The sequence below is a fragment of the Pseudomonas sp. 21 genome, from assembly GCF_000955805.1.
Taxonomy (GTDB): Bacteria; Pseudomonadota; Gammaproteobacteria; order Pseudomonadales; family Pseudomonadaceae; genus Pseudomonas.
In genome coordinates, this window is the sequence record NZ_JYOA01000004.1 from 585,139 (window position 1) to 605,082 (window position 19,944).

Annotated in this window: 19 protein-coding genes; 11 read left to right on the forward strand and 8 right to left on the reverse strand. The window is 66.3% G+C overall.

The window, feature by feature from the left end; translation table 11 throughout:
- Positions 1-85: 85 nt before the first annotated feature.
- Both UB43_RS12370 and UB43_RS12375 read right to left on the reverse strand, forming a co-directional pair.
- Positions 86-946, reverse strand: coding sequence for a universal stress protein (locus UB43_RS12370; protein ID WP_256205152.1), 861 nt, complete (start codon positions 944-946; stop codon positions 86-88).
- A 75-nt stretch (positions 947-1,021) separates the two neighbouring features.
- A complete protein-coding gene (locus tag UB43_RS12375) occupies positions 1,022-1,615 on the reverse strand; it encodes an ACP phosphodiesterase (RefSeq protein ID WP_045211120.1) in 594 nt (197 codons plus the stop codon).
- A 237-nt stretch (positions 1,616-1,852) separates the two neighbouring features.
- On the opposite strand from UB43_RS12375, the gene UB43_RS12380 reads away from it, so the two are divergent.
- The 3 genes from UB43_RS12380 to UB43_RS12390 are packed head-to-tail and all read left to right on the forward strand — an operon-like array spanning position 1,853 to position 4,465.
- Positions 1,853-2,170, forward strand: coding sequence for a helix-turn-helix transcriptional regulator (locus UB43_RS12380; RefSeq protein ID WP_045211123.1), 318 nt, complete (start codon positions 1,853-1,855; stop codon positions 2,168-2,170).
- A gap of 48 nt (positions 2,171-2,218) precedes the next feature.
- Positions 2,219-3,382, forward strand: a complete 1,164-nt coding sequence (locus UB43_RS12385) for an MFS transporter (protein ID WP_045211125.1) — start codon at positions 2,219-2,221, stop codon at positions 3,380-3,382.
- 33 nt (positions 3,383-3,415) lie between these two features.
- A complete protein-coding gene (locus UB43_RS12390; protein ID WP_045211127.1) occupies positions 3,416-4,465 on the forward strand; it encodes an alkene reductase in 1,050 nt (349 codons plus the stop codon).
- Positions 4,466-4,792: 327 nt separating this feature from the next.
- Here the strand turns inward: UB43_RS12390 and UB43_RS12395 are convergent, their stop codons facing one another.
- From UB43_RS12395 to UB43_RS12410, 4 genes are all read right to left on the reverse strand, one after another.
- Complete coding sequence (locus UB43_RS12395; RefSeq protein ID WP_045211129.1) at positions 4,793-5,062, reverse strand: FeoC-like transcriptional regulator; 270 nt, start codon at positions 5,060-5,062, stop codon at positions 4,793-4,795.
- A complete protein-coding gene (gene feoB, locus UB43_RS12400) occupies positions 5,062-7,356 on the reverse strand; it encodes a Fe(2+) transporter permease subunit FeoB (RefSeq protein WP_045211131.1) in 2,295 nt (764 codons plus the stop codon). Before feoB ends, UB43_RS12395 begins: the two co-directional genes overlap by 1 nt.
- A gap of 6 nt (positions 7,357-7,362) precedes the next feature.
- The gene (gene feoA, locus UB43_RS12405) at positions 7,363-7,590 is read right to left on the reverse strand and encodes a ferrous iron transporter A (RefSeq protein WP_024762599.1); all 228 of its coding nucleotides are present in this window, start codon (positions 7,588-7,590) and stop codon (positions 7,363-7,365) included.
- A 190-nt stretch (positions 7,591-7,780) separates the two neighbouring features.
- Positions 7,781-8,620: a hypothetical protein gene (locus tag UB43_RS12410; RefSeq protein ID WP_045211134.1), complete on the reverse strand. Its 840-nt coding sequence runs from the start codon at positions 8,618-8,620 to the stop codon at positions 7,781-7,783.
- A 252-nt stretch (positions 8,621-8,872) separates the two neighbouring features.
- On the opposite strand from UB43_RS12410, the gene UB43_RS12415 reads away from it, so the two are divergent.
- Positions 8,873-9,163: a hypothetical protein gene (locus UB43_RS12415; RefSeq protein ID WP_045211338.1), complete on the forward strand. Its 291-nt coding sequence runs from the start codon at positions 8,873-8,875 to the stop codon at positions 9,161-9,163.
- A 119-nt stretch (positions 9,164-9,282) separates the two neighbouring features.
- Here UB43_RS12415 and UB43_RS12420 read toward each other — a convergent pair whose 3' ends face one another.
- The gene (locus UB43_RS12420) at positions 9,283-10,272 is read right to left on the reverse strand and encodes an NAD(P)-dependent oxidoreductase (RefSeq protein ID WP_045211136.1); all 990 of its coding nucleotides are present in this window, start codon (positions 10,270-10,272) and stop codon (positions 9,283-9,285) included.
- A gap of 192 nt (positions 10,273-10,464) precedes the next feature.
- Here UB43_RS12420 and UB43_RS12425 point away from each other — a divergent pair, with 192 nt between their 5' ends.
- A complete protein-coding gene (locus UB43_RS12425) occupies positions 10,465-11,526 on the forward strand; it encodes a trans-acting enoyl reductase family protein (protein ID WP_045211138.1) in 1,062 nt (353 codons plus the stop codon).
- Here UB43_RS12425 and UB43_RS12430 read toward each other — a convergent pair.
- On the reverse strand, positions 11,513-12,418 hold the full coding sequence (locus tag UB43_RS12430) for a LysR family transcriptional regulator ArgP (protein WP_156160408.1): 906 nt from the start codon (positions 12,416-12,418) through the stop codon (positions 11,513-11,515). The genes UB43_RS12425 and UB43_RS12430 overlap by 14 nt on opposite strands.
- A 96-nt stretch (positions 12,419-12,514) precedes the next feature.
- On the opposite strand from UB43_RS12430, the gene UB43_RS12435 reads away from it, so the two are divergent.
- The 6 genes from UB43_RS12435 to UB43_RS12460 all read left to right on the forward strand — a co-directional run bounded on the left by UB43_RS12435 (position 12,515) and on the right by UB43_RS12460 (position 19,934).
- Entirely contained in the window at positions 12,515-12,922 is a 408-nt protein-coding gene (locus UB43_RS12435) for an ACT domain-containing protein (protein WP_045211143.1), read from the forward strand.
- Positions 12,923-12,925: 3 nt separating this feature from the next.
- Positions 12,926-13,528 (forward strand): LysE/ArgO family amino acid transporter, encoded by a 603-nt coding sequence (locus UB43_RS12440; RefSeq protein WP_045211145.1) that lies wholly within the window; start codon positions 12,926-12,928, stop codon positions 13,526-13,528.
- Positions 13,529-13,849: 321 nt separating this feature from the next.
- Positions 13,850-14,431, forward strand: coding sequence for a superoxide dismutase (locus tag UB43_RS12445; protein WP_045211147.1), 582 nt, complete (start codon positions 13,850-13,852; stop codon positions 14,429-14,431).
- A gap of 194 nt (positions 14,432-14,625) precedes the next feature.
- On the forward strand, positions 14,626-16,707 hold the full coding sequence (locus tag UB43_RS12450; protein ID WP_045211149.1) for a bifunctional diguanylate cyclase/phosphodiesterase: 2,082 nt from the start codon (positions 14,626-14,628) through the stop codon (positions 16,705-16,707).
- A gap of 276 nt (positions 16,708-16,983) precedes the next feature.
- Complete coding sequence (locus UB43_RS12455) at positions 16,984-18,318, forward strand: imelysin family protein (RefSeq protein WP_045211152.1); 1,335 nt, start codon at positions 16,984-16,986, stop codon at positions 18,316-18,318.
- A gap of 191 nt (positions 18,319-18,509) precedes the next feature.
- Positions 18,510-19,934, forward strand: coding sequence for a di-heme oxidoredictase family protein (locus UB43_RS12460; RefSeq protein WP_045211154.1), 1,425 nt, complete (start codon positions 18,510-18,512; stop codon positions 19,932-19,934).
- Positions 19,935-19,944: the final 10 nt, after the last annotated feature.

Sequence of the window (19,944 nt, forward strand, 5' to 3'; positions counted from 1 at the left end):
CTGACGAAACGGCTTTCAAACTGCGCCGGGCGGCACCCTCGAGTCGCCCGACGCAGCCTGAAAACAGTCTCCAGACGCCGCAGGCTCAGGCCTCCGGCGGCACGACCAGGATGTCACAATCCAGTTCGCGCAGAGCGTAGTCGGCAACACTGCCGATCAGGGCACGCTTGACTCCGCCCATACCCCGAGTACCCATGACCAGCAGATCCGGCCGATGCTTGTCGACCATCCGCTGCAACACGTTGCCCGGCAGCCCGACGGCCACCAGTTGTTCATCGATGCGATCCTCCAGATGCTCGTCGTGGAGGAACTTCTTCAGCTCATCCACCGCCTGGCGCGATTCGCTGCTGACGAATTCGTCGATGCGCTCCTCGCTCACCCCGGAGTACTGCATCATGCCCTTGGCCAGCGGGCTGAAGGCGTAAACACCGCGGCGCACGGCACCTTCGAGCATGCCCAGGTCGTTGGCCACTTCCACCGCGTGGGCCGAGGCCGGCGAGGTGTCCAGAGCGATCAGCAGGTCGCGGTATTGCCCGCCAGCCGGCTGGTTGACCACCAGCACCGGCAGTTGGCCGGCGCGCAGCACTCGCTCGACGGTGGTACCGACGAAGATGTCGCGCAGCACGCTCTTGCGGTGCGCGCCCATCACCAGCATTTCGCAGTTCAGGTTCTTCGCTGCGGCGAGAATCTTCTGGTTCGGATCGCCGCGTTCCACCAGCAGTTTCGGGCAGGTACCGCCCATTTCGGTGAGTTCGACCAGACGCGCTTCGAGCATCATGCGCACCTGGGTGACTTCCTGTTCGACCAACGCCGACGGTTGGTCCTCATCGACCACGTAAAGCACGGTCCAGGGGCAGGCGTAGCGCTTGGCGAGCGCTGCCGCGCGGTGCAAAGCCTTTTCGGAACGGCCGGACAGATCCGTTGCGACCATTAGCGACTTCATCATGCTGCTCCTCTCGTCGTCCTTCAGATGTGTCTATTGCACACGCTATGGGCCGCCGGGCGGTTGACGCATATCAAGTCAGGCCGGACCGTCCATCGATTTCGGCGGATTTCTGACGAACTCCTGAAGTTCGGGATAGAACTCACGGAAGTCGTCGCTCAACGGCTCGTAAAGACGATCCAGCTCCTCCCAGGCGCCATCCAGCAGGGACGGCCGCGACAGGCGCCGGGACATGCCGGCGACCACGTCCTGCAACACCTCGAACTGCCGATAGCTGCCGAGCCAGTCCTGCGCGGCCATGCGCGGTGCAATGCGTGCCAGACGCTCCGGCAGGCCGGGCGTGCGGCCCAGTACACCGTAGACCCGTTGGGTGAAGTGCTCCAGCGGCTCGCCGGAGAAACGCTCCCAATCGCGAGCCAGGCAGTGGTCGTAGAACACGTCCAACAGCACGCCGGCCATGCGCCGGCGCTCACTGGGGAAGCGCGACTTGGCACTGTGTATCAAGGGATGACTGTCGGTGAAGGCGTCGATGCGCCGGTGCAGGCGGATGCCCGCCTCGATTTCGGCGGGCCACTGCCCGGCCAGCGGGCCTTTGACGAAATCACCGTAAAGGCTGCCGAGCAGTTGGGCGGGCCGGTCGCCGCCCAGGTGGAGGTGCGCGAGGTAGTTCATGTCGTTGAGCTTAGCGCGGAACCATAGCCAACCTGTAAACGCCATGCCTGATCGAAGCGTAGGAGCGGATTCATCCGCGATAGGTCCGCATCGCGCCGGATACCGATCGCGGACCGAGTCCGCTCCTACGTCAGCCGGGTAATATCATCAGTGTCGATCATTACTATCGCGCCAAACGAATTCATATCGTTTTTGACCGATATATAGTTCGTCCCAACGCGATATACCGATACGCCCATGACTGAACAACACACTCTCGACCTCGACGAAATCTTCAAGGCCCTGGCCCACCCGGTGCGGCGCGACATGCTGCACTGGCTCAAGGACCCGGAGCAGTTCTTCGTCGAGCAGGAGCACCAATCCTTCGAGATCGGCGTCTGCGCCGGCAAGTTCGACCAGCGTACCGGTCTGTCGCAATCCACCGTCTCCGCGCATCTGGCCGCCCTCCAGCGCGCGGGTCTGGTGACCAGTCGAAAAGTCGGCCAGTGGAACTTCTTCAAACGCAATGAAGAAACCATCCAGGCCTTTGTTCGCCACCTGAGCGAAGCGCTGTAACCCGGCTACTGCCAGCCAAGACAAATTCCACTTTCCAGGAGCAGGCGCATGCCCACATCGCTTCTCGTCCTCGCTTTGTCCGCGTTTGCCATCGGCACCACAGAATTCGTGATCATGGGCCTGTTGCCCGAGGTCGCGGGCGACCTGTCCGTCTCCATTCCGGCCGCCGGCTGGCTGGTCAGCGGCTATGCCTTCAGCGTCGCCATCGGCGCGCCGATCATGGCGCTGCTCACGGCCCGCCTGCCGCGCAAGACCGCCCTGCTGATGCTCATGGGCATCTTCATCCTCGGCAACCTGCTCTGCGCCGTGGCCGCCAACTACGGCCTGCTGATGCTGGCGCGGATCATCACCGCGCTGTGCCACGGCGCCTTCTTCGGCATCGGCTCGGTGGTCGCCGCCAGCCTGGTGCCGGCCAACCGCAGGGCTTCCGCCGTGGCGCTGATGTTCACCGGCCTGACCCTGGCCAACGTGCTTGGCGTTCCGGCCGGCACCGCGCTGGGCCAGGTCGCCGGCTGGCGCTCGCCCTTCTGGGCGGTGACCCTGATCGGCGTCTTCGCCCTGATCAGCCTGTGGCGCGTGCTGCCCAAGCAACACGATGAAGAAGCGGTGGACATGCGCAAGGAAGTCTCCGCGCTGCGCAACGGCCCACTGTGGCTGGCGCTGGGCACCACTGTGCTGTTCTCCGCCGCGGTCTTCGCGCTGTTCACCTACGTCGCGCCGCTGCTCGGCGAAGTCACCCAGGTCTCGCCGCGCGGTATCACCTGGAGCCTGGTACTGATCGGCCTCGGCCTGACCCTGGGCAACATCATCGGCGGCCGCCTCGCCGACTGGCGCCTGGGCACCACCCTGGCCGGCGTGTTCGCCACCATGGCGGTGGTTTCCACCGTGCTGAGCTGGACCAGCGCCGCGCTGATCCCGGCCGAAATCACCCTGTTCATCTGGGCCGCTGCCGCCTTCGCCGCGGTGCCCGCCCTGCAGGTCAACGTGGTCCGCGTCGGCGGCGCCGCGCCCAACCTCGTCGCCACCCTGAACATCGGCGCCTTCAACGTCGGCAACGCCATCGGCGCCTGGGTCGGCGGCAGCGTCATCGACCACGGCCTGGGCCTGACCCGCGTCCCCCTGGCCGGCGCCGTGCTCTCCGTTCTCGCGCTGATCGCGGTGATGATCGCCTTCAGCGGCAAGCCCAACCAGACCCAAACCGTCCTCGATTGATCCTCCACCCTCACCCCGTATTGGAGTAACGCAATGACCACGCTTTTCGATCCCATCGTCATCGGTGACCTGGAACTGCCCAACCGCATCATCATGGCCCCGCTGACCCGCTGCCGCGCCGACGAAGGCCGCGTGCCCAACGCGCTGATGGCCGAGTACTACACCCAGCGCGCCGACGCCGGCCTGATCCTCAGCGAAGCCACCTCGGTGACCCCGATGGGCGTGGGCTATCCGGATACCCCCGGCATCTGGTCCGACGACCAGGTCCGCGGCTGGACCAACATCACCAAGGCCGTGCATGCCAATGGCGGTCGCATCATGCTGCAGCTGTGGCACGTGGGCCGTATCTCCGACCCGCTGTACCTGAACGGCGAAACCCCGGTGGCGCCGAGCGCCCTCAAGCCGGCCGGCCACGTCAGCCTGGTGCGTCCGATCAAGGAGTTCGTCACCCCGCGCGCCCTGGAAACCGAAGAGATCGCCGACATCGTCGAGGCGTACCGCATCGGTGCCGAGAACGCCAAGGCCGCAGGCTTTGACGGCGTGGAAGTACACGGTGCCAACGGCTACCTGCTCGACCAGTTCCTGCAGAGCAGCACCAACCAGCGCACCGACCAGTACGGCGGCTCGGTGGAGAACCGCGCGCGCCTGCTGCTGGAAGTCACCGACGCCGTGATCGGCGTGTGGGGTGCCGGCCGTGTTGGCGTACACCTGGCTCCGCGCATGGACTCCCACGACATGGGCGACGCCGACCCGCTGGCCACCTTCGGCTACGTGGCCCGCGAGCTGGGCAAGCGCGGCGTGGCGTTCATCTGCACCCGCGAGAAAGCCGGCGATGACAGCATCGGTCCGAAACTGAAGGAAATCTTCGGCGGCGTGTACATCGCCAACGAGCGTTTCACCCAGGACACCGCCAACGAATGGCTGGAAAGCGGCAAGGCCGATGCGGTCGCCTTCGGCATCCCGTTCATCGCTAACCCGGACCTGGTGACCCGCCTGCAGAAGGGCGCCGCCTGGAACGAGCCGCACCCGGAAACCTTCTACGGCAAGGGTCCGGTCGGCTACCTGGATTACCCGCGCCTGTAAGGGTCAGTTCCCGCGCCAACGAAAAAGGGCGCCTTCCTGCGAAGGCGCCCTTTTCACTTCTGCACAAGGCAACAACCCGGCGTAGGAGCGGACTCCGCCCGCGATCGATTACCGACAACTCCGAGTAGGCCTGCAGCACATCGCGGACAGAGTCCGCTCCTACACTGGTCCACCCGGGGTTTTTCGCGAGCAAGCTCGCTCCTACAAAAATGCGTCAGGTTCTGCGTCGGAGCGCTTTGCAGGATGGGGGGAGCGCAGCGATGCCCATGCTGTCGGCGCGATGCGTGATGGGTATCGCTTCGCTCCACACCATCCTACGATCAGGAGTCAGGAGCTGCTCCAGCGCAAGGGTGTGGGATCGTTGCGACGGGAGAGGCGATACCCCGTCGTCGAACACCGCGTCGCTTCCGCGCAGCCCTTGCAACTCCCGCAGGCCGCCGGTTCGGGCGCGACCTTTTCCACCACGCCCAGCGCCAGCAGCCTTTCCAGCAAAGCTTCCAGCAGTGCAATGGAGGCGCCGAGGCGCTGGGCCAGGGTGGGCACATCCGCCTCGCCCATCTCGCCCAGCAGGTTGCGCACTGCGATTGCCGTGGCCATCAGTGGCAGCTCCCCGCCGGGGCCGCGCGCAGCTCGCGCTCGCCATCCAGCTCAAGCCCGCGCCGGCCAACCCAGCGCAGGATCAGGAACAGCACGAGGTTGAATGCCAACACCACCCCGATCGCCACCGCGCTGTACTGCGGATGTTCGGCGAAGCTGAACACCTGGTAGCAGAGGGTCGCCAGCGAGTAGGCGACGTTCAGGCCCCAGAGCACCGAGAAGGTCATCCAGCCGCGGCCGCTCTCGCGGGTCAGCGCCCCAAGGGTCGCCACGCAGGGCACGTAGAGCAGCACGAAGACGAGGTAGCTGTAGGCGGCCAACGGGCTGCCGAACTTAGCCGCGAAGGTGCCCATGGAGCCCTCCTCCATCTCGCCGTCGGCCATGCTCGCGGCGACCGGGTTGGCCAAGACGCTGAGGCTGAACGAGTCGCGCAGGCCATCGAGGGTATCCACCCCGGCCTGCTTCAGCTGGCCCCAGAGGTCATAGCCGTCGGCGTCGAAAGCTTCGCCCTGGATGTGCTCGGCGGTGTAGAGCGTGTTGAGTGTTCCGACCACCACTTCCTTGGCCAGCGCGCCCGTCACCAGGCCAACGGTGGCCTGCCAGTTGTCCGGGTGCACGCCCATGGGCGCCAGCAGCGGCGTGACCTTGTGGCTGAGACTCGACAGCGCCGAGTCGGCGATGTCGCCCTGCACCGGGCGCCCATCGAGGGTGATGCTGTTCAGTCCGCCGATCACCAGGCTGACCAGGATGATCACGGTGCCCGCACGGACCACGAAGGCGCGCAGGCGCATCCAGGTCTGCAGCAGCAGGCTGCGCAGGTGCGGCACGTGGTACAGCGGCAACTCCATGACGAAGGGCGAGGCCTCGCCGCGCATCAGCGTGTGCTTGAGCAGCAGCCCTGTCAGCACCGCGACGACTATGCCCAGCAGGTACAGCGAGAAGATCGCCAGCGCGCCGTTCTGGCCGAAGAAGGCCGCGGCGAACACGGCGAAGATCGCCAGCCGCGCGCCGCAGGACATGAACGGCGCCATCATCGAGGTCATCAGGCGCTCGCGCGGGTTATCCAGGGTACGGGTGCCCATGATCGACGGCACGTTGCAGCCGAAGCCGACGATCAGCGGCACGAAGGATTTGCCCGGCAGGCCGAGGGCCTGCATCAGCCGGTCCATGACGAAGGCCGCGCGGGCCATGTAGCCGGAGTCCTCCAGCAGCGCGAGGAACAGGTACATCAGGCCGATCTGCGGGATCAGCGGCAGCACCGCGTTGATGCCACCGCCCAGCCCCTGGGCCAGCAGCGCGGTCAGCCAGTCCGGCGCACCGGTGCGCGCGCCCAGCCACTGGATGCCGTCGATGAACAGCGCCGAGGAGCCCTGGTCGAAGATCGGCTGCAGCGCCCCGCCCAGGGTGATGGCGAAGAAGAACATCAGGTACATCACGAAGAGGAACACCGGGATGCCCAACCAGCGGTTCAGCGCGATGCTGTCCAGCACCTGGGTCAGGCGATGCGGCGCGGCCTGGCGATGGTTGCTGGCGCGCTCGCAGAATTCGCCGATCAGCCGGTAGCGGGCGTCCACCAGCAGTAGTTCCGGGTCTTCGCCGCAGGCGCAGCGGATCGCGTCGCGCGCGGCCAGCAGGCTCGCCGGGTCGAGCTGGAGCTGACGGGCGCTGTGCAGGTCGCCTTCCAGCGCCAGCAGGGCCATCCACGCCTGGGTTGGCGGAGCGTCCGTTGGCAGCAGTTGGGTAACGGCGTTGCGCAGTGCTGCGGGATACGGCACCTGCAATGGAGGTTGTGCCGTCACGCCATCGATGGCCTCCTTCAGCGCGTCGATGCCTTCGCCACGGGTCGAGACCAGCGGCACCACCGGGCAACCCAACTCCCGCGCCAGCGCCTCGCGATCGATGTTCAGCCCCTGGGTACGGGCGATGTCGAGCATGTTCAGCGCGACCACGCAGGGCAGCCCCATCTCGCACAGCTGCACGGTGAGGTAGAGGTTGCGTTCCAGGTTGGTGGCGTCCACCACGTTGACCAGCACGTCCACCTCGCCATTGACGATGCAGCGCCGGGCGATCTGCTCGTCCAGCGAGGCCTGGGTCGACAAGGTGGTCAGCGAGTAGGTGCCGGGCAGGTCCACCAGGCGCACGCTGTGCCGCGCGGTGCGGAAGCTGCCTTCCTTGCGCTCGACGGTGACGCCGGCCCAGTTGCCGACGCGCTGGCGCGAGCCGGTGAGCTGGTTGAACAGGGTGGTCTTGCCCGCGTTGGGGTTGCCGATCAGGCCGATGCGCAGCTCACTCATGGCGGCTCAGTCCTGCGCTTCGAGCTGGAGAAAGGCCAGGTCGCGGCGGCGCAGCACCAGGCTGCACTGGCGCGTATCCACCTGCACCGGATCGCCCAGCGGCGCCACGCGGCGCACCTTCAATTCGGCACCAGGCAACAGCCCCATGGAGAACAGCCGCTGGCGGAAGGCGGCACCGATCCCGGGCCGGTAACCGGCAATGCGGTACCGACGTTGCGCTTGAAGATCGTGCATGGGAAGCCTCCGGGCGAATGATCGAACAAGGGGAGAATCGGAATGACTCTCATTTGTTGACGATTATTCGCCTCGAAACCGCCCCTGAAACTGATTCAAGACAAGAATTGCTCTCACTACCCCCAAAGAGGGATGGCCAGAAAAAAGCCCCCGGACCTTTCGGCGCGGGGGCTGTTCGTCGGCAGGACAATCAGCGGGTGCTGATCTGCTGCTGGAGGTTCTGCATCTGCTGCTGCAGGGTGTTGATGTTGCGCATCACCTGGATGCGGAACACATCGAACTCCTTGGTATCGCTGTTGGCCTGGCCCTGGCGGCCGTCGACCTCGGAGCGCAGCACGAACAGATCGTCCTGGATGCTCTTGATCGCCTTGGCCTGGCTGCCGTCCTTCTTCAGGCTGGCGATTTCCGTGTTGAGCGCCTGGATCTGCTGGTTGGCGGCGGCCAGGTCGGCCTGCAGGTTCTTGTACTTGGCCTGTTCGTCGGTGATGGACTTGAGCTTGACGTCGAGCTGCGACATCAGCAGCGCGGCGCTTTCCTGCTGGGCCTTGAGGTCGGCGCTGACCTGCGCCAGGCGCTTGCCCTGGGCGCCGTCGAACTCCGACAGGGAAGTCTGCTGCGCCTTGGCCTGCTCGGCCAGGCGACCCTGCAGCTGCTTGACCTGCAGCTTCAGCGCTTCGCGGTCGCTCATGCCGTTGGACTCGTTGGCGACGAACTTGCCGCGAATGTCGTCCAGGCGACCGGCGGCTTCCTCGCTGATCTTGGCGAAGCTTTCCTGGGTGGCGATCAGTTGCTGTTCCATCAGCAGCAGCTGCTGGTGGCTCCACCAGCCCACGCCGGCCAGGGCGATGGCCATGGCCGCGACCAGCGCCCACAGCGCTCCGGTACCGCCACTGCGCTTCACCGGCTGGGGCAGCGGGCGGCCGTTGGGCTCGACCACGCGGCGCGGGTGATGGCCGAATTCGTCGCGGTCGGCGGCGTCGGTGGAAAGGTGGGGCACATCATCGAATTCGTCGAACGTGTCATTACGCATGGAATGAACCTGTGGGGATAAAGCGGCGTGTTGCCTGCGCAGGGCGCAGTATATCCGTTCGCATGGCTCTGAGAGCAGCGTGCCATCACAGGGCGTCACGCACCTCGTCGGCGCACAGAAGACCCGTGACGGAGGTAGCAGTTCCCCAGGCGACCCGCCGATAGTGGCTTTGCGACATCGTGGCACGCCCCTTGCTCTCGCTCCTGATACTTGGCGCCGCTTTGGCGCCCTTCGCGGGGAGGAAGTCGGGTGATCGAACTCAACAAGGCCATCCTGGATTGCATGCGCGAACTGCGCCGCCGTCTGCGTGAAGAACAGGCACTGGAGATCCAGTACCAGCAGAGCGACGCCATCGAACGGATGCTGCGCGCCTGCGCTGCTTCCACTTGCGAGGAGACCCGCCAGCTGGGCGAACGCCTGAGCGAGCTGAGCGGCGTGAAACTGCCCCGCGTGGTGCAGGAGCCGAGCTTCCTGCCGATGCAGGGTGGCGCTGACCAGCAGTACTCCGGCCCGCTGCGGGGCGGTGCCCGCCCCTCTCGCTGATGCTGCTCTTGCAGGAGCGAGCAGGCTCGCGAACCGGTTACGCTGCGGAGCCAATCCTGTAGGAGCGCGCCATGCGCGCGATCGCGGGCGTGGCCCGCTCCTACAGGTGGAGCCAACCGCTAGGCGCCGTGCAACCGCCACCAGTCACAGAACTCGTCCAGCGCATCCCACAGGCTCGCCTGCGGGTCGTAGTCGAGGTACTGGCGGGCGCGGGAGATATCCAGGGAGAAGTCCTTGGCCATCACCGCCATGCCCAGGCGATGCAGGGTCGGCTCCGGGCGGCCGGGCAGGACCTTGCACACGCCCTCGTTGATCAGCGCCAGGTTGTACGCCAACCCGTACGGCATGTGCCGCTCTACCGGCTGCATGTCCAGGCGGCGCAGCACGTAGTTCACCACGTCCCACAACGGCAGCGGCTGGCCGTTGCTGATGTTGTAGGCCTGGCCGAGCGCCGCGTCGCCCGCCATCAGGCTGGCGAACAACGCGTCGTTGAGGTTCTGGATACTGGTGAAGTCCACCTTGTTCAGGCCCTGGCCGATGATGCGCAGGCGGCCCTTGCGGTGCGCGGCGATCATCCGCGGGAAGATGCTGGTGTCGCCGGCGCCGGTGACGAAGCGCGGGCGCAGCGCCAGCACTTCCAGGCCGAACTCCTGGGCGCCGAGGGCGACCAGCTCGGACTGGTACTTGGTCGAGCCGTAGTGGTTGGCGAAGCGCTTGGGCACCTGCTGCTCGGTGATGCCGACGTGGGACTGGCCATCGAAGTAGATCGACGGCGACGACAGGTGCACCAGCCGGCGAACCTTCTGCTTCAGGCACGCCTCGACAATGGCCTCGGTCATCACCACGTTGGCCTGGTGGAAGTACTCGTGGCTGCCCCACACGCCGACCGCGCCAGCGCAATGCACCACGGCGTCGACATCGCTGCACAGCGCGCGGACCAAGGCCGGGTCCGACAGGTCGCCGGCCATGAACTCCGCGCCACGCGCCACCAGCGGCTGCAGCGCTTCCTCGCGGCGTCCGTTCACCCGTACCGCCAGGCCCTGCTCCAGGGCAAAGCGAGCGAAACGCCCGCCAATGAACCCGCTGGCTCCGGTGACCAGAATCTTCATGCACGCCACTCCTGTTTTTATTTCCGGCGACTCTATCAGCCGCCGCACGCTACCACTCTGGCCTTGCACGCCAGAAACGAATCCTTGCAGACCGCAGCGCGCCGGCAGGGTTGCACGACTTGAGATCGGCGACATGCCGGGGGTGGTTGCGACTACCCTTGAGGCACTGACGCGTACCCACGAGGCCACATCATGAGCAAGACGCACTGGATGATCTACGGCGCCAACGGCTACACCGGCCGGCTGGTGGCCGAGCAGGCGCAACGCGAAGGCCTGACGCCGATCCTCGGCGGCCGCAACCCGGCCAGCCTGCATGCGCTGGGCAGTTCGCTGGGACTGGAGTGCCGGGTGTTCGACCTGAACGACAGCGCCGCCGCCCTGGCCGCGCTGGAAGATATCGCCGTGGTCGCCAACTGCGCGGGGCCCTTCTCCGCCACCGCCGCGCCGATGATCGAGGCGTGCATCGCCAGCGGCGCCCATTACGTCGACATCACCGGGGAGATATCCGTCTTCGAATACGCCCACGGCCTCGACGAAGTGGCGCGCACGGCAGGCGTGGCGATCTGCCCCGGCGTCGGCTTCGACGTGATTCCCACCGACTGCGTCGCCGCCTGCCTGAAGGAAGCCATGCCCGACGCCACGACCCTGGCGCTGGGCTTCGACAGCGGCAGCGGCCTGTCGCCGGGTACCGCCAAGACCACCGTGGAAGGCCTCAAGCTGGGCGGCAAGGTCCGCGAAGCCGGGCGCCTGCGCGACGTGCCGCTGGGCTACAAGCGCCGCGACATCGACTTCGGCCGCGGCCTCAAGCATGCCGTCACCATTCCCTGGGGCGACGTGGCCACCGCCTATTACTCCACCGGCATCGGCGACATCGAGGTGTACCTGCCGGTGCCGCCCGCCGCCGCCATCGGCATGCGGGTGATGGACAGCTTCCGCCCCCTGCTGGGCCGCGACCGCGTACAGGACTGGCTCAAGCAGCAGGTGGACAAGCGCGTCCACGGCCCGGACGAAGTGGCGCGCGGCAAGCTGCGCACCTGGGTCTGGGGCGAAGTGCGCAATGCCCGTGGCGAACGCCGCACGGCGCGCCTGGAAACCGCCAACGGCTACGACGTCACCCTCCACGGCGTGCTCTTCGCGGTGCGCCATCTGCTGGCCAATCCGGCCAGTGTCGGCTACTTCACCCCGTCGAAACTCTTCGGCGCACGCTGCATCGAGCAGTTGCCGGGCAGCGGCAGCATCGTCATTCGCGGCTGATCGGCACCATCAGCCCCGGCGCCTTCGCCAGCAGGTGCCGGGTCAGCGCGGCGAGCAATTCGCCGCCATTGCGCCAGTGATGCCAGTAGAGCGGCACGTCGATCACCCGTCCCGGCAGCATGTCCACCAACTCACCGCGCTCCAGCTCGCCGCGCACCTGCTGCTCGGGCACCAGGCCCCAACCCAGGCCGCCGCTGGTCATGCGCACGAAGCCCTCGGACGACGGGCACAGGTGGTAGCTGAAGTGACCGTCGACGCCCAGGTCCTTCAGGTAGCGGTGCTGCAGTTGATCGTCGGGGCCGTAGACAATGGCCGGGGCGCGCACCAGCCCTTCCGGCTTCACTCCCTTGGGAAAATGCCGGGCAATGAACTCCGGGCTCGCCAGCCCGCGATAGCGCATGGCGCCCAATGGCTCGCAGCGCCCGCCGGCCACCGGGCGCGGGCTGGCGCAGACGCAACCGGCCACCTCGCCGGCACGCATGCGCTTGAGGCCGACTTCCTGGTCCTCGACGACAAGGTCCAGCAACACATGGCGCTCGCCACAGAAGTCCCCGACCGCCTGCGCCCACCAGGTCGCCAGGCTGTCGGCGTTCAGCGCCAGGCGCAGGCGCTCGGGTGCGGCGCCATCGTCCAGCGCGGGCACCCATTGCTGCAGGTCGCCCTCCAGCAGGCGCACCTGCTGCACATGGTTGAGCAGGCGCTGCCCCAGATCGGTCGGCTGCGGTCGCGCCGCGCGCACCAGCACCGGCTGGCCGACTCTCGCCTCGAGCAGCTTGATCCGCTGGGAAATCGCCGATTGCGACAGCCCCAGCACCTGGGCGCCACGCTCGAAACCGCCCTGCTCCACCACGGCGGCCAGGGCGGCAAGCAGCTTGTAGTCGAACATGATCAGTTTCCCTAATGAGATATCAGCAGTATTGGTTTTTCTTATACAGGCCAAAGCCGGACAATCGCCAGCATTCCCACTCGATCAAATGGATTGCCCACCATGGCTGGCGAAACCTCCCTGGCCGCGCTGTTGCGCGACATGACCCCGGTGCTCAATGACGGCGAATACGTCTACTGCACCTTGCCCGACGGGCAAATGCCCGCCGGCCTGCAGCCACTGGGCAGCTTCCGGGAAAGCGAAGGGCTGACGCTGATCCTGCCCCGCGCCGAGGCCGAACAGGCCGGGCTGGCCTTCGACTACGTCGCCGCCTGGCTGACCCTCGAAGTGCACTCGGCATTGCAGGCGGTGGGCCTCACCGCCGCCGTGGCGACGGCGCTGGCCAGGGCCGGGATCAGCTGCAACGTGGTCGCCGCCTGGTACCACGACCACCTGTTCGTCGCCCACGCCGACGGCCCGCGCGCGCTGGACGTGCTGCGCACCCTCGCCCGCAGCCCGGAAGGGGTCTGAACCATGTGGCAGAGCTATCTCAACGGTATCCTGGTGGCCGCCGGGCTGATCATCGCAATCGGCGCGCAGAACGCCTTCGTCCTCGCCCAGAGCCTGCGCCGCGAACATCACCTGTCGGTCGCCGCGCTGTGCGTGGCCTGTGACGCCATCCTGGTCAGCGCCGGGGTGTTCGGCCTGGCGAAAATCCTCGCCGAGAACCCGACGCTGCTGGCCATCGCCCGCTGGGGCGGCGTGACCTTCCTGGTCTGGTACGGCCTCAAGGCGCTGCGGCGCGCAGTCGCACCCGAGGCCATGGCCAACGCCGGGGAAACCGGCCCGCGCTCGCGCCGCACCGTGCTGATGGCGGCGCTGGCGGTCACCCTGCTCAACCCCCACGTCTACCTCGACACCGTGCTGCTGATCGGCTCCCTCGGCGCCCAGCAGGCCGCCCCCGGCGCCTACGCCATGGGCGCGGCCAGTGCCTCGCTGATCTGGTTCTTCACCCTGGCCTTCGGCGCCGCCTGGCTCGCCCCCTGGCTGGCGCGGCCGGCCACCTGGCGCCTGGTGGACCTGATGGTCGCGGTGATGATGCTGGGCATGGCCGCGCAACTGGTGTTCGCCGCCTGATCCGCCAGCGGCGCGGAAACAGTCCGAACGACGTTCCGTCATCACGGTCTGTGTAGGGTGAGGGCCGGATACCAGCGCAGCCCGCCTTCCAGGGCCTTTGCCCCTACAGTTGCTGCGTGGATATGCCACAGGTCGGGTGCTATGATCCGACCTTCGCGGCGCTGGCGGCCAAGGCTGCCAGACGCAACTGGCGCGCTGCCTGTCCCCTTGCGGGACGTCCTGCAGCTACGCCCGGATGCCGCGACACCTACGATACCGGCCCCGTGTACCGGTCGCGCGTTCGCCGCGCTAGCCCAGACTGAGTGAGATAGGAGAGACACCATGGCTTTCGAATTGCCTCCGCTGCCCTACGCGAAGAATGCCCTTGAGCCGCACATTTCCGCGGAGACTCTGGAATTCCACCACGACAAGCACCACAACACCTACGTCGTGAACCTGAACAACCTGGTTCCGGGTACCGAGTTCGAAGGCAAAAGCCTGGAAGACATCGTCAAGACCTCTTCCGGCGGCATCTTCAACAACGCGGCCCAGGTGTGGAACCACACCTTCTACTGGAACTGCCTGAGCCCCAACGGCGGTGGCCAGCCCACCGGCGCCCTGGCTGACGCCATCAACGCTGCCTTCGGTTCCTTCGACAAGTTCAAGGAAGAGTTCAGCAAGACCTCCATCGGCACCTTCGGCTCCGGCTGGGGCTGGCTGGTGAAGAAAGCCGACGGTTCCCTGGCCCTGGCCAGCACCATCGGCGCCGGCTGCCCGCTGACCAGCGGCGACACCCCGCTGCTGACCTGCGACGTCTGGGAACACGCCTACTACATCGACTACCGCAACCTGCGTCCGAAGTACGTCGAGGCGTTCTGGAACCTGGTCAACTGGGACTTCGTGGCCGAGCAGTTCGCTGCTTGATCGCACCCCGCTTGATCTGAAAAAACCCGGCCCCGTGCCGGGTTTTTTCGTAAGGGGCGCGTAACACCTTCGTGTCGGCTAACCTGAAAGGCCGGTACAGTCACGAAACACAACGATGGCCCTTTGACGTCATTGCGCCAATTGCCAATACTCAGCCCCAGTCGTTCGCCCCTGGCGAGAAACAAGGAAAGACCTTGAAACTGGATCCCCGGCACAGCCTCTCCCTCAAGCTGCTGCGAATGGTATTGCTCGCGGCCCTCGTGGTCGGGGTGGTACTCAGCTGTGCCCAGATCGTCTATGACGCCCACAAGGCGCGCCAGAACGTACACAACGACGCCCAGCGCATCCTGGCGATGGTCCGCGACCCTTCCACCCAGGCCGTCTACAGCCTGGACCGCGACATGGCGATGCAGGTCCTCGAAGGCCTGTTCCAGCACGAAGCCGTGCGCTATGCCGCCATCGGCCACCCCGACGAACCCATGCTGGCGGAGAAATCCCGCCCGCTGCTGGACTCCAACACCCGCTGGCTGACCGACCCGATCCTCGGTGCCGAGCAGAACTACTCCATCCGCCTCGCCGGCCGTGGCGGCTCCAACGAATACTACGGCGACCTGAAGATCACCCTCGACACCGCGCCCTACGGCGACGACTTCGTCGCCACCTCGGTGATCATCTTCATTTCCGGCATCCTCCGCGCCATGGCCCTGAGCCTGGTGCTGTTCATGGTCTACCACTGGCTGCTGACCAAGCCGCTGTCGAAGATCATCGAGCACCTGGCCTCGATCAACCCGGACCGCCCCAGCCAGCACAAGCTGCCGATGCCCGACGGCCACGAGAAGGACGAACTGGGCCTGTGGGTGAATACCGCCAACCAGTTGCTGGCCTCCATCGAGCGCAACGGCCATTTGCGCCGGGAAGCCGAAGACAGCCTGCTGCGCATCTCCCAGTACGACTTCCTCACCGGCCTGCCCAACCGCAAGCTGCTGCAGCAGCGCCTGGACCAGATCCTCGAAGGCGCCTCGCGCCTGCAGCGACGCGTCGCCGTCCTCTGCCTGGGCCTGGATGACTTCAAGGGCATCAACGAGCAATACAGCTACCAGTTCGGCGACCAGTTGCTGATCGCCCTCGCCGACCGCCTGCGCACCCGCAGCGCGCACCTCGGCGCCCTGGCACGGCTGGGTGGCGACCAGTTCGCCCTGGTCCAGGCCGACATCGAGCAGCCTTACGAAGCAGCGGAGCTGGCCCAGCAGATCCTCGACGACCTCGAAGCGCCCTTCGAGCTCGACCAGCACCTGGTGCACCTGCGCGCCACCATCGGCATCACCCTGTTCCCCGAGGACGGCGAGACCACCGAGAAGCTGCTGCAGAAAGCCGAACAGACCATGACCCTGGCCAAGAGCCGCTCGCGCAACCGCTACCAGTTCTACATCGCCAGCGTCGACAGCGAGATGCGTCGCCGCCGCGAGCTGGAGAAGGACCTGCGCGAAGCCCTGGCACGCAACGAACTGCACCTCGTGTACCAGCCGCAGGTGGATTACCGCGATCACCGGGTGGTCGGCGTCGAGGCGCTGCTGCGCTGGCAGCACCCGACCCAGGGCTGGGTCGCGCCGGACCTGTTCATCCCGCTGGCGGAGCAGAACGGCAGCATCTTCAGCATCGGCGAGTGGGTGCTCGACCAGTCCTGCCGCCAACTGCGCGAATGGCACGACCAGGGCTTCGACGACCTGCGCCTGGCGGTCAACCTCTCCACCGTGCAGTTGCGCCACAACGCCCTGCCGCGCGTGGTCAGCAACCTGCTGCAGATGCACCGCCTGCCGCCGCGCTCGCTGGAGCTGGAGGTCACCGAGACCGGCCTGATGGAAGACATCTCCACCGCCGCCCAGCACCTGCTCAGCCTGCGCCGTGCCGGCGCGCTGATCGCCATCGACGACTTCGGCACCGGCTACTCGTCGCTGAGCTACCTGAAGAGCCTGCCGCTGGACAAGATCAAGATCGACAAGAGCTTCGTCCAGGACCTGCTGCTGGACGACGACGACGCCACCATCGTTCGCGCCATCATCCAGCTGGGCAAGAGCCTGGGCATGCAGGTGATCGCCGAGGGCGTGGAGACCGTCGAGCAGGAGGCCTACATCATCGCCCAGGGCTGCCACGAAGGTCAGGGCTACCTCTACAGCAAGCCGCTGCCGGCGCGCGAGCTGACGCTCTACCTCAAGCAGGCGCGGCGCCTGGCCGAAGCGGCCGGCGGCAATCCGGGCGGGTCCGTCGAACGGCATTGATCTCACAGGGCGGATAGCGCCCTCCCCCAACGCCAGATCTGCCTGCAGGAGCGAGCTTGCTCGCGAACCGCATGGCACTGGTGCTCGGACTGTTCGCGAGCAAGCTCGCTCCCACAAAAAGCCTCTCGTCCTACGTCTACTGGCCACCTGCTGGCTCCGTGATCGAACAGCGCCACCGATCTCTCTTTTCAAAAATGCAAATCTTTCGCATTATGTTGCGGATTTTCTTGCGCAGTCCTTTTTCGTGCGCCTCTTCTCCATGCAAAGGAACCCGTCATGACTCGTATGCCCTGGGCCACTGCCAGCCTGCTCGCCATCGCCATTTCCCTCGCCGGCTGCGGCGATGACAAGAAAGCCGAAGCCCCCGCCGCTCCGGCAGCCAGCACCCAGAGCACTGCCCCGGCAGCGGCTGCCAAGGTCGACGAGGCCGCGGTCAAGGCCGTGGTGAAGAACTACCTGGACATCGCCGAAGCCACCTACGGCGACGCCCTGACCACTGCCAAGGCGCTGCAGACCGCCGTCGACGCACTGATCGCCAAGCCCAGCGAAGAAACCCTGAAGGCCGCCCGCGAAGCCTGGATCGCTTCCCGCCCGTCCTACTCGCAGAGCGAAGCCTTCCGCTTCGGCAACTCGATCATCGACGACTGGGAAGGCGCGGTTAACGCCTGGCCGCTGGACGAAGGCCTGATCGACTACGTCGCCAAGGACTACCAGCACGCCGAAGGCAACGCCGGCGCCACCGCCAACATCATCGCCAACACCGAGATCCAGGTCGGCGAAGACAAGATCGACGTCAAGGAAATCACCGGCGAGAAGCTCAAGGGCCTGAACGAGCTGGGCGGTTCCGAAGCCAACGTCGCCACCGGCTACCACGCCATCGAATTCCTGCTGTGGGGCCAGGACCTGAACGGCACCAAGCCGGGCGCCGGCGATCGCAAATACACCGACTACGCCCAGGGCAAGGACTGCACCAACGGTCACTGCGACCGTCGCGCCGCCTACCTGAAAGCCGCCACCGACCTGCTGGTGGCTGACCTGGAAGAAATGGTCGGCAACTTCAAGTCCGGCGTCGCCGACAACTACCGCGCCAAGGTCGAGGCCGACACCGCCGAGAACAACCTGCGCAAGATGTTCTTCGGCATGGGCTCCCTGTCCCTCGGCGAGCTGGCCGGCGAGCGCATGAAGGTCGCGCTGGAAGCCAACTCCACCGAAGACGAGCACGACTGCTTCAGCGACAACACCCACAACACCCTGTTCTTCAACGCCAAGTCCATCCGCAACATCTACCTGGGTGAGTACAAGCGCACCGACGGCAGCGTCGTGAAGGGCCCGAGCCTGTCCGACCTGGTCGCCAAGGCTGACGCCGCCGCCGACACCGACCTGAAGAACGACCTGGCCAACACCGAAGCCAAGATGCAGGTCATCGTCGACCGTGCCGAGAAGGACGGTGTGCACTTCGACCAGATGATCGCTCCGGAAGACAAGGACGATCAGCAGAAGATCCGCGACGCCATCGCCTCGCTGGTCAAGCAGACCGGCGCCATCGAGAAGGCCGCTACTGCGGTCGGCGTGCAGGACCTGAAGCCGGACAACGCCGATCACCAGTTCTGATCCGCGCGTCCTGAAGTGACTGCGGCTCCAGGCCGCAGCTACTGACGTGGCAAAGGCAAAGCCCCGCACGGCGGGGCTTTGTCGTTTCCGGGCGGCAAACGATGTCGTTCTCAAATACAAATTTTTCATATTTGCATTTGACGCCCCTGATAACATGGCCCGCTGCCATGTCACCGCTCTGGAACCCGTCGATGCTCCACCGCCGTACCGCCCTGCACCTCGTGCCGCTGCTGTCTGCCCTCGCCCTTGCCGCGTGCAAGCCGGAGACCTCCCAGCACGCCGTGGCCGAGCCCGGCGAAGCGCTTTCCGGCGGCGCCACCACGGTCAGGCAGAGCGACCGCAACGCCTATTCCATGCCCTCGGCCAACCTCACGCCGAGCCGCCGCCTGGACTTCGCCGTGGGCAACAGCTTCTTCCGCAATCCCTGGGTGATCGCGCCGACCACCACCACTGCGCGCGACGGCCTCGGCCCGCTGTTCAACACCAACGCCTGCCAGAACTGCCACATCAAGGACGGCCGCGGCCATCCGCCGGAGTTGAACGACGTCAACGCCGTGTCGATGCTGGTGCGCCTGTCGATCCCCGCCGGCTCCGCCGACGTCGAGACCATCAAGCGCCTGGGCGTGGTGCCCGAGCCGGTGTATGGCGGCCAGTTCCAGGACTCGGCGATCCCCGGCGTGGCGCCCGAAGGCAAGGTCCGCGTGGAATACGACGCGATGCCTGTGACCTTCAAGGACGGCACCGTGGTCGAGTTGCGCAAGCCGAAACTGCGCATCAGCGACCTGGGCTACGGCCCGATGCACGCGGACACGATGTTCTCCGCGCGCATCGCCCCGCCGATGATCGGCCTGGGCCTGCTGGAGTCCATCAGCGAGGCGGACATCCTCGCCAACGCCGAGCAGCAGGCCAAAGGCAGCGACGGCATCCACGGCCGACCGAACCGGGTCTGGGACGATGCCACGCAACAGACCGTCCTCGGTCGCTTCGGCTGGAAGGCCGGGCAACCCAACGTCGCCCAGCAGAATGCCCACGCCTTCTCCGGTGACATGGGCCTGACCAGTGATCTGCTGCCCAGCGACGACTGCACGGCAGCGCAGACCGACTGCAAGAACGCCATCGACGGCGGCAAGCCGGAAGTCAGCCAGCACATTTTCAACCAGGTCGCCTTCTACGCCCGCAACCTCGCGGTGCCGGCGCGGCGCAAGGTCGACGACCCGCAGGTGCTGACCGGCAAGGGGCTGTTCTTCGACTCCGGTTGCGCCAGCTGCCACACGCCCAAATTCACCACCGGCGCCAACGCCGCCGAACCGGAGCTGGCCAACCAGCTCATCCGCCCCTACAGCGACCTGCTGCTGCATGACATGGGCGAGGGACTAGCGGACAATCGCCCGGAATTTCTCGCCAGCGGCCGCGATTGGCGCACGGCGCCGCTGTGGGGCATCGGCCTGACCGAGACGGTCAACGGTCACACCCAGTTCCTGCATGACGGCCGCGCCCGCAACCTGCTCGAAGCCGTGCTCTGGCATGGCGGCGAAGCCGAAGCGGCCAAACAGCGCGTACTGAATTTCGACGCCGGGCAGCGCGATGCCCTGCTGGCGTTCCTGAACTCACTCTAAGGAGCCGAGC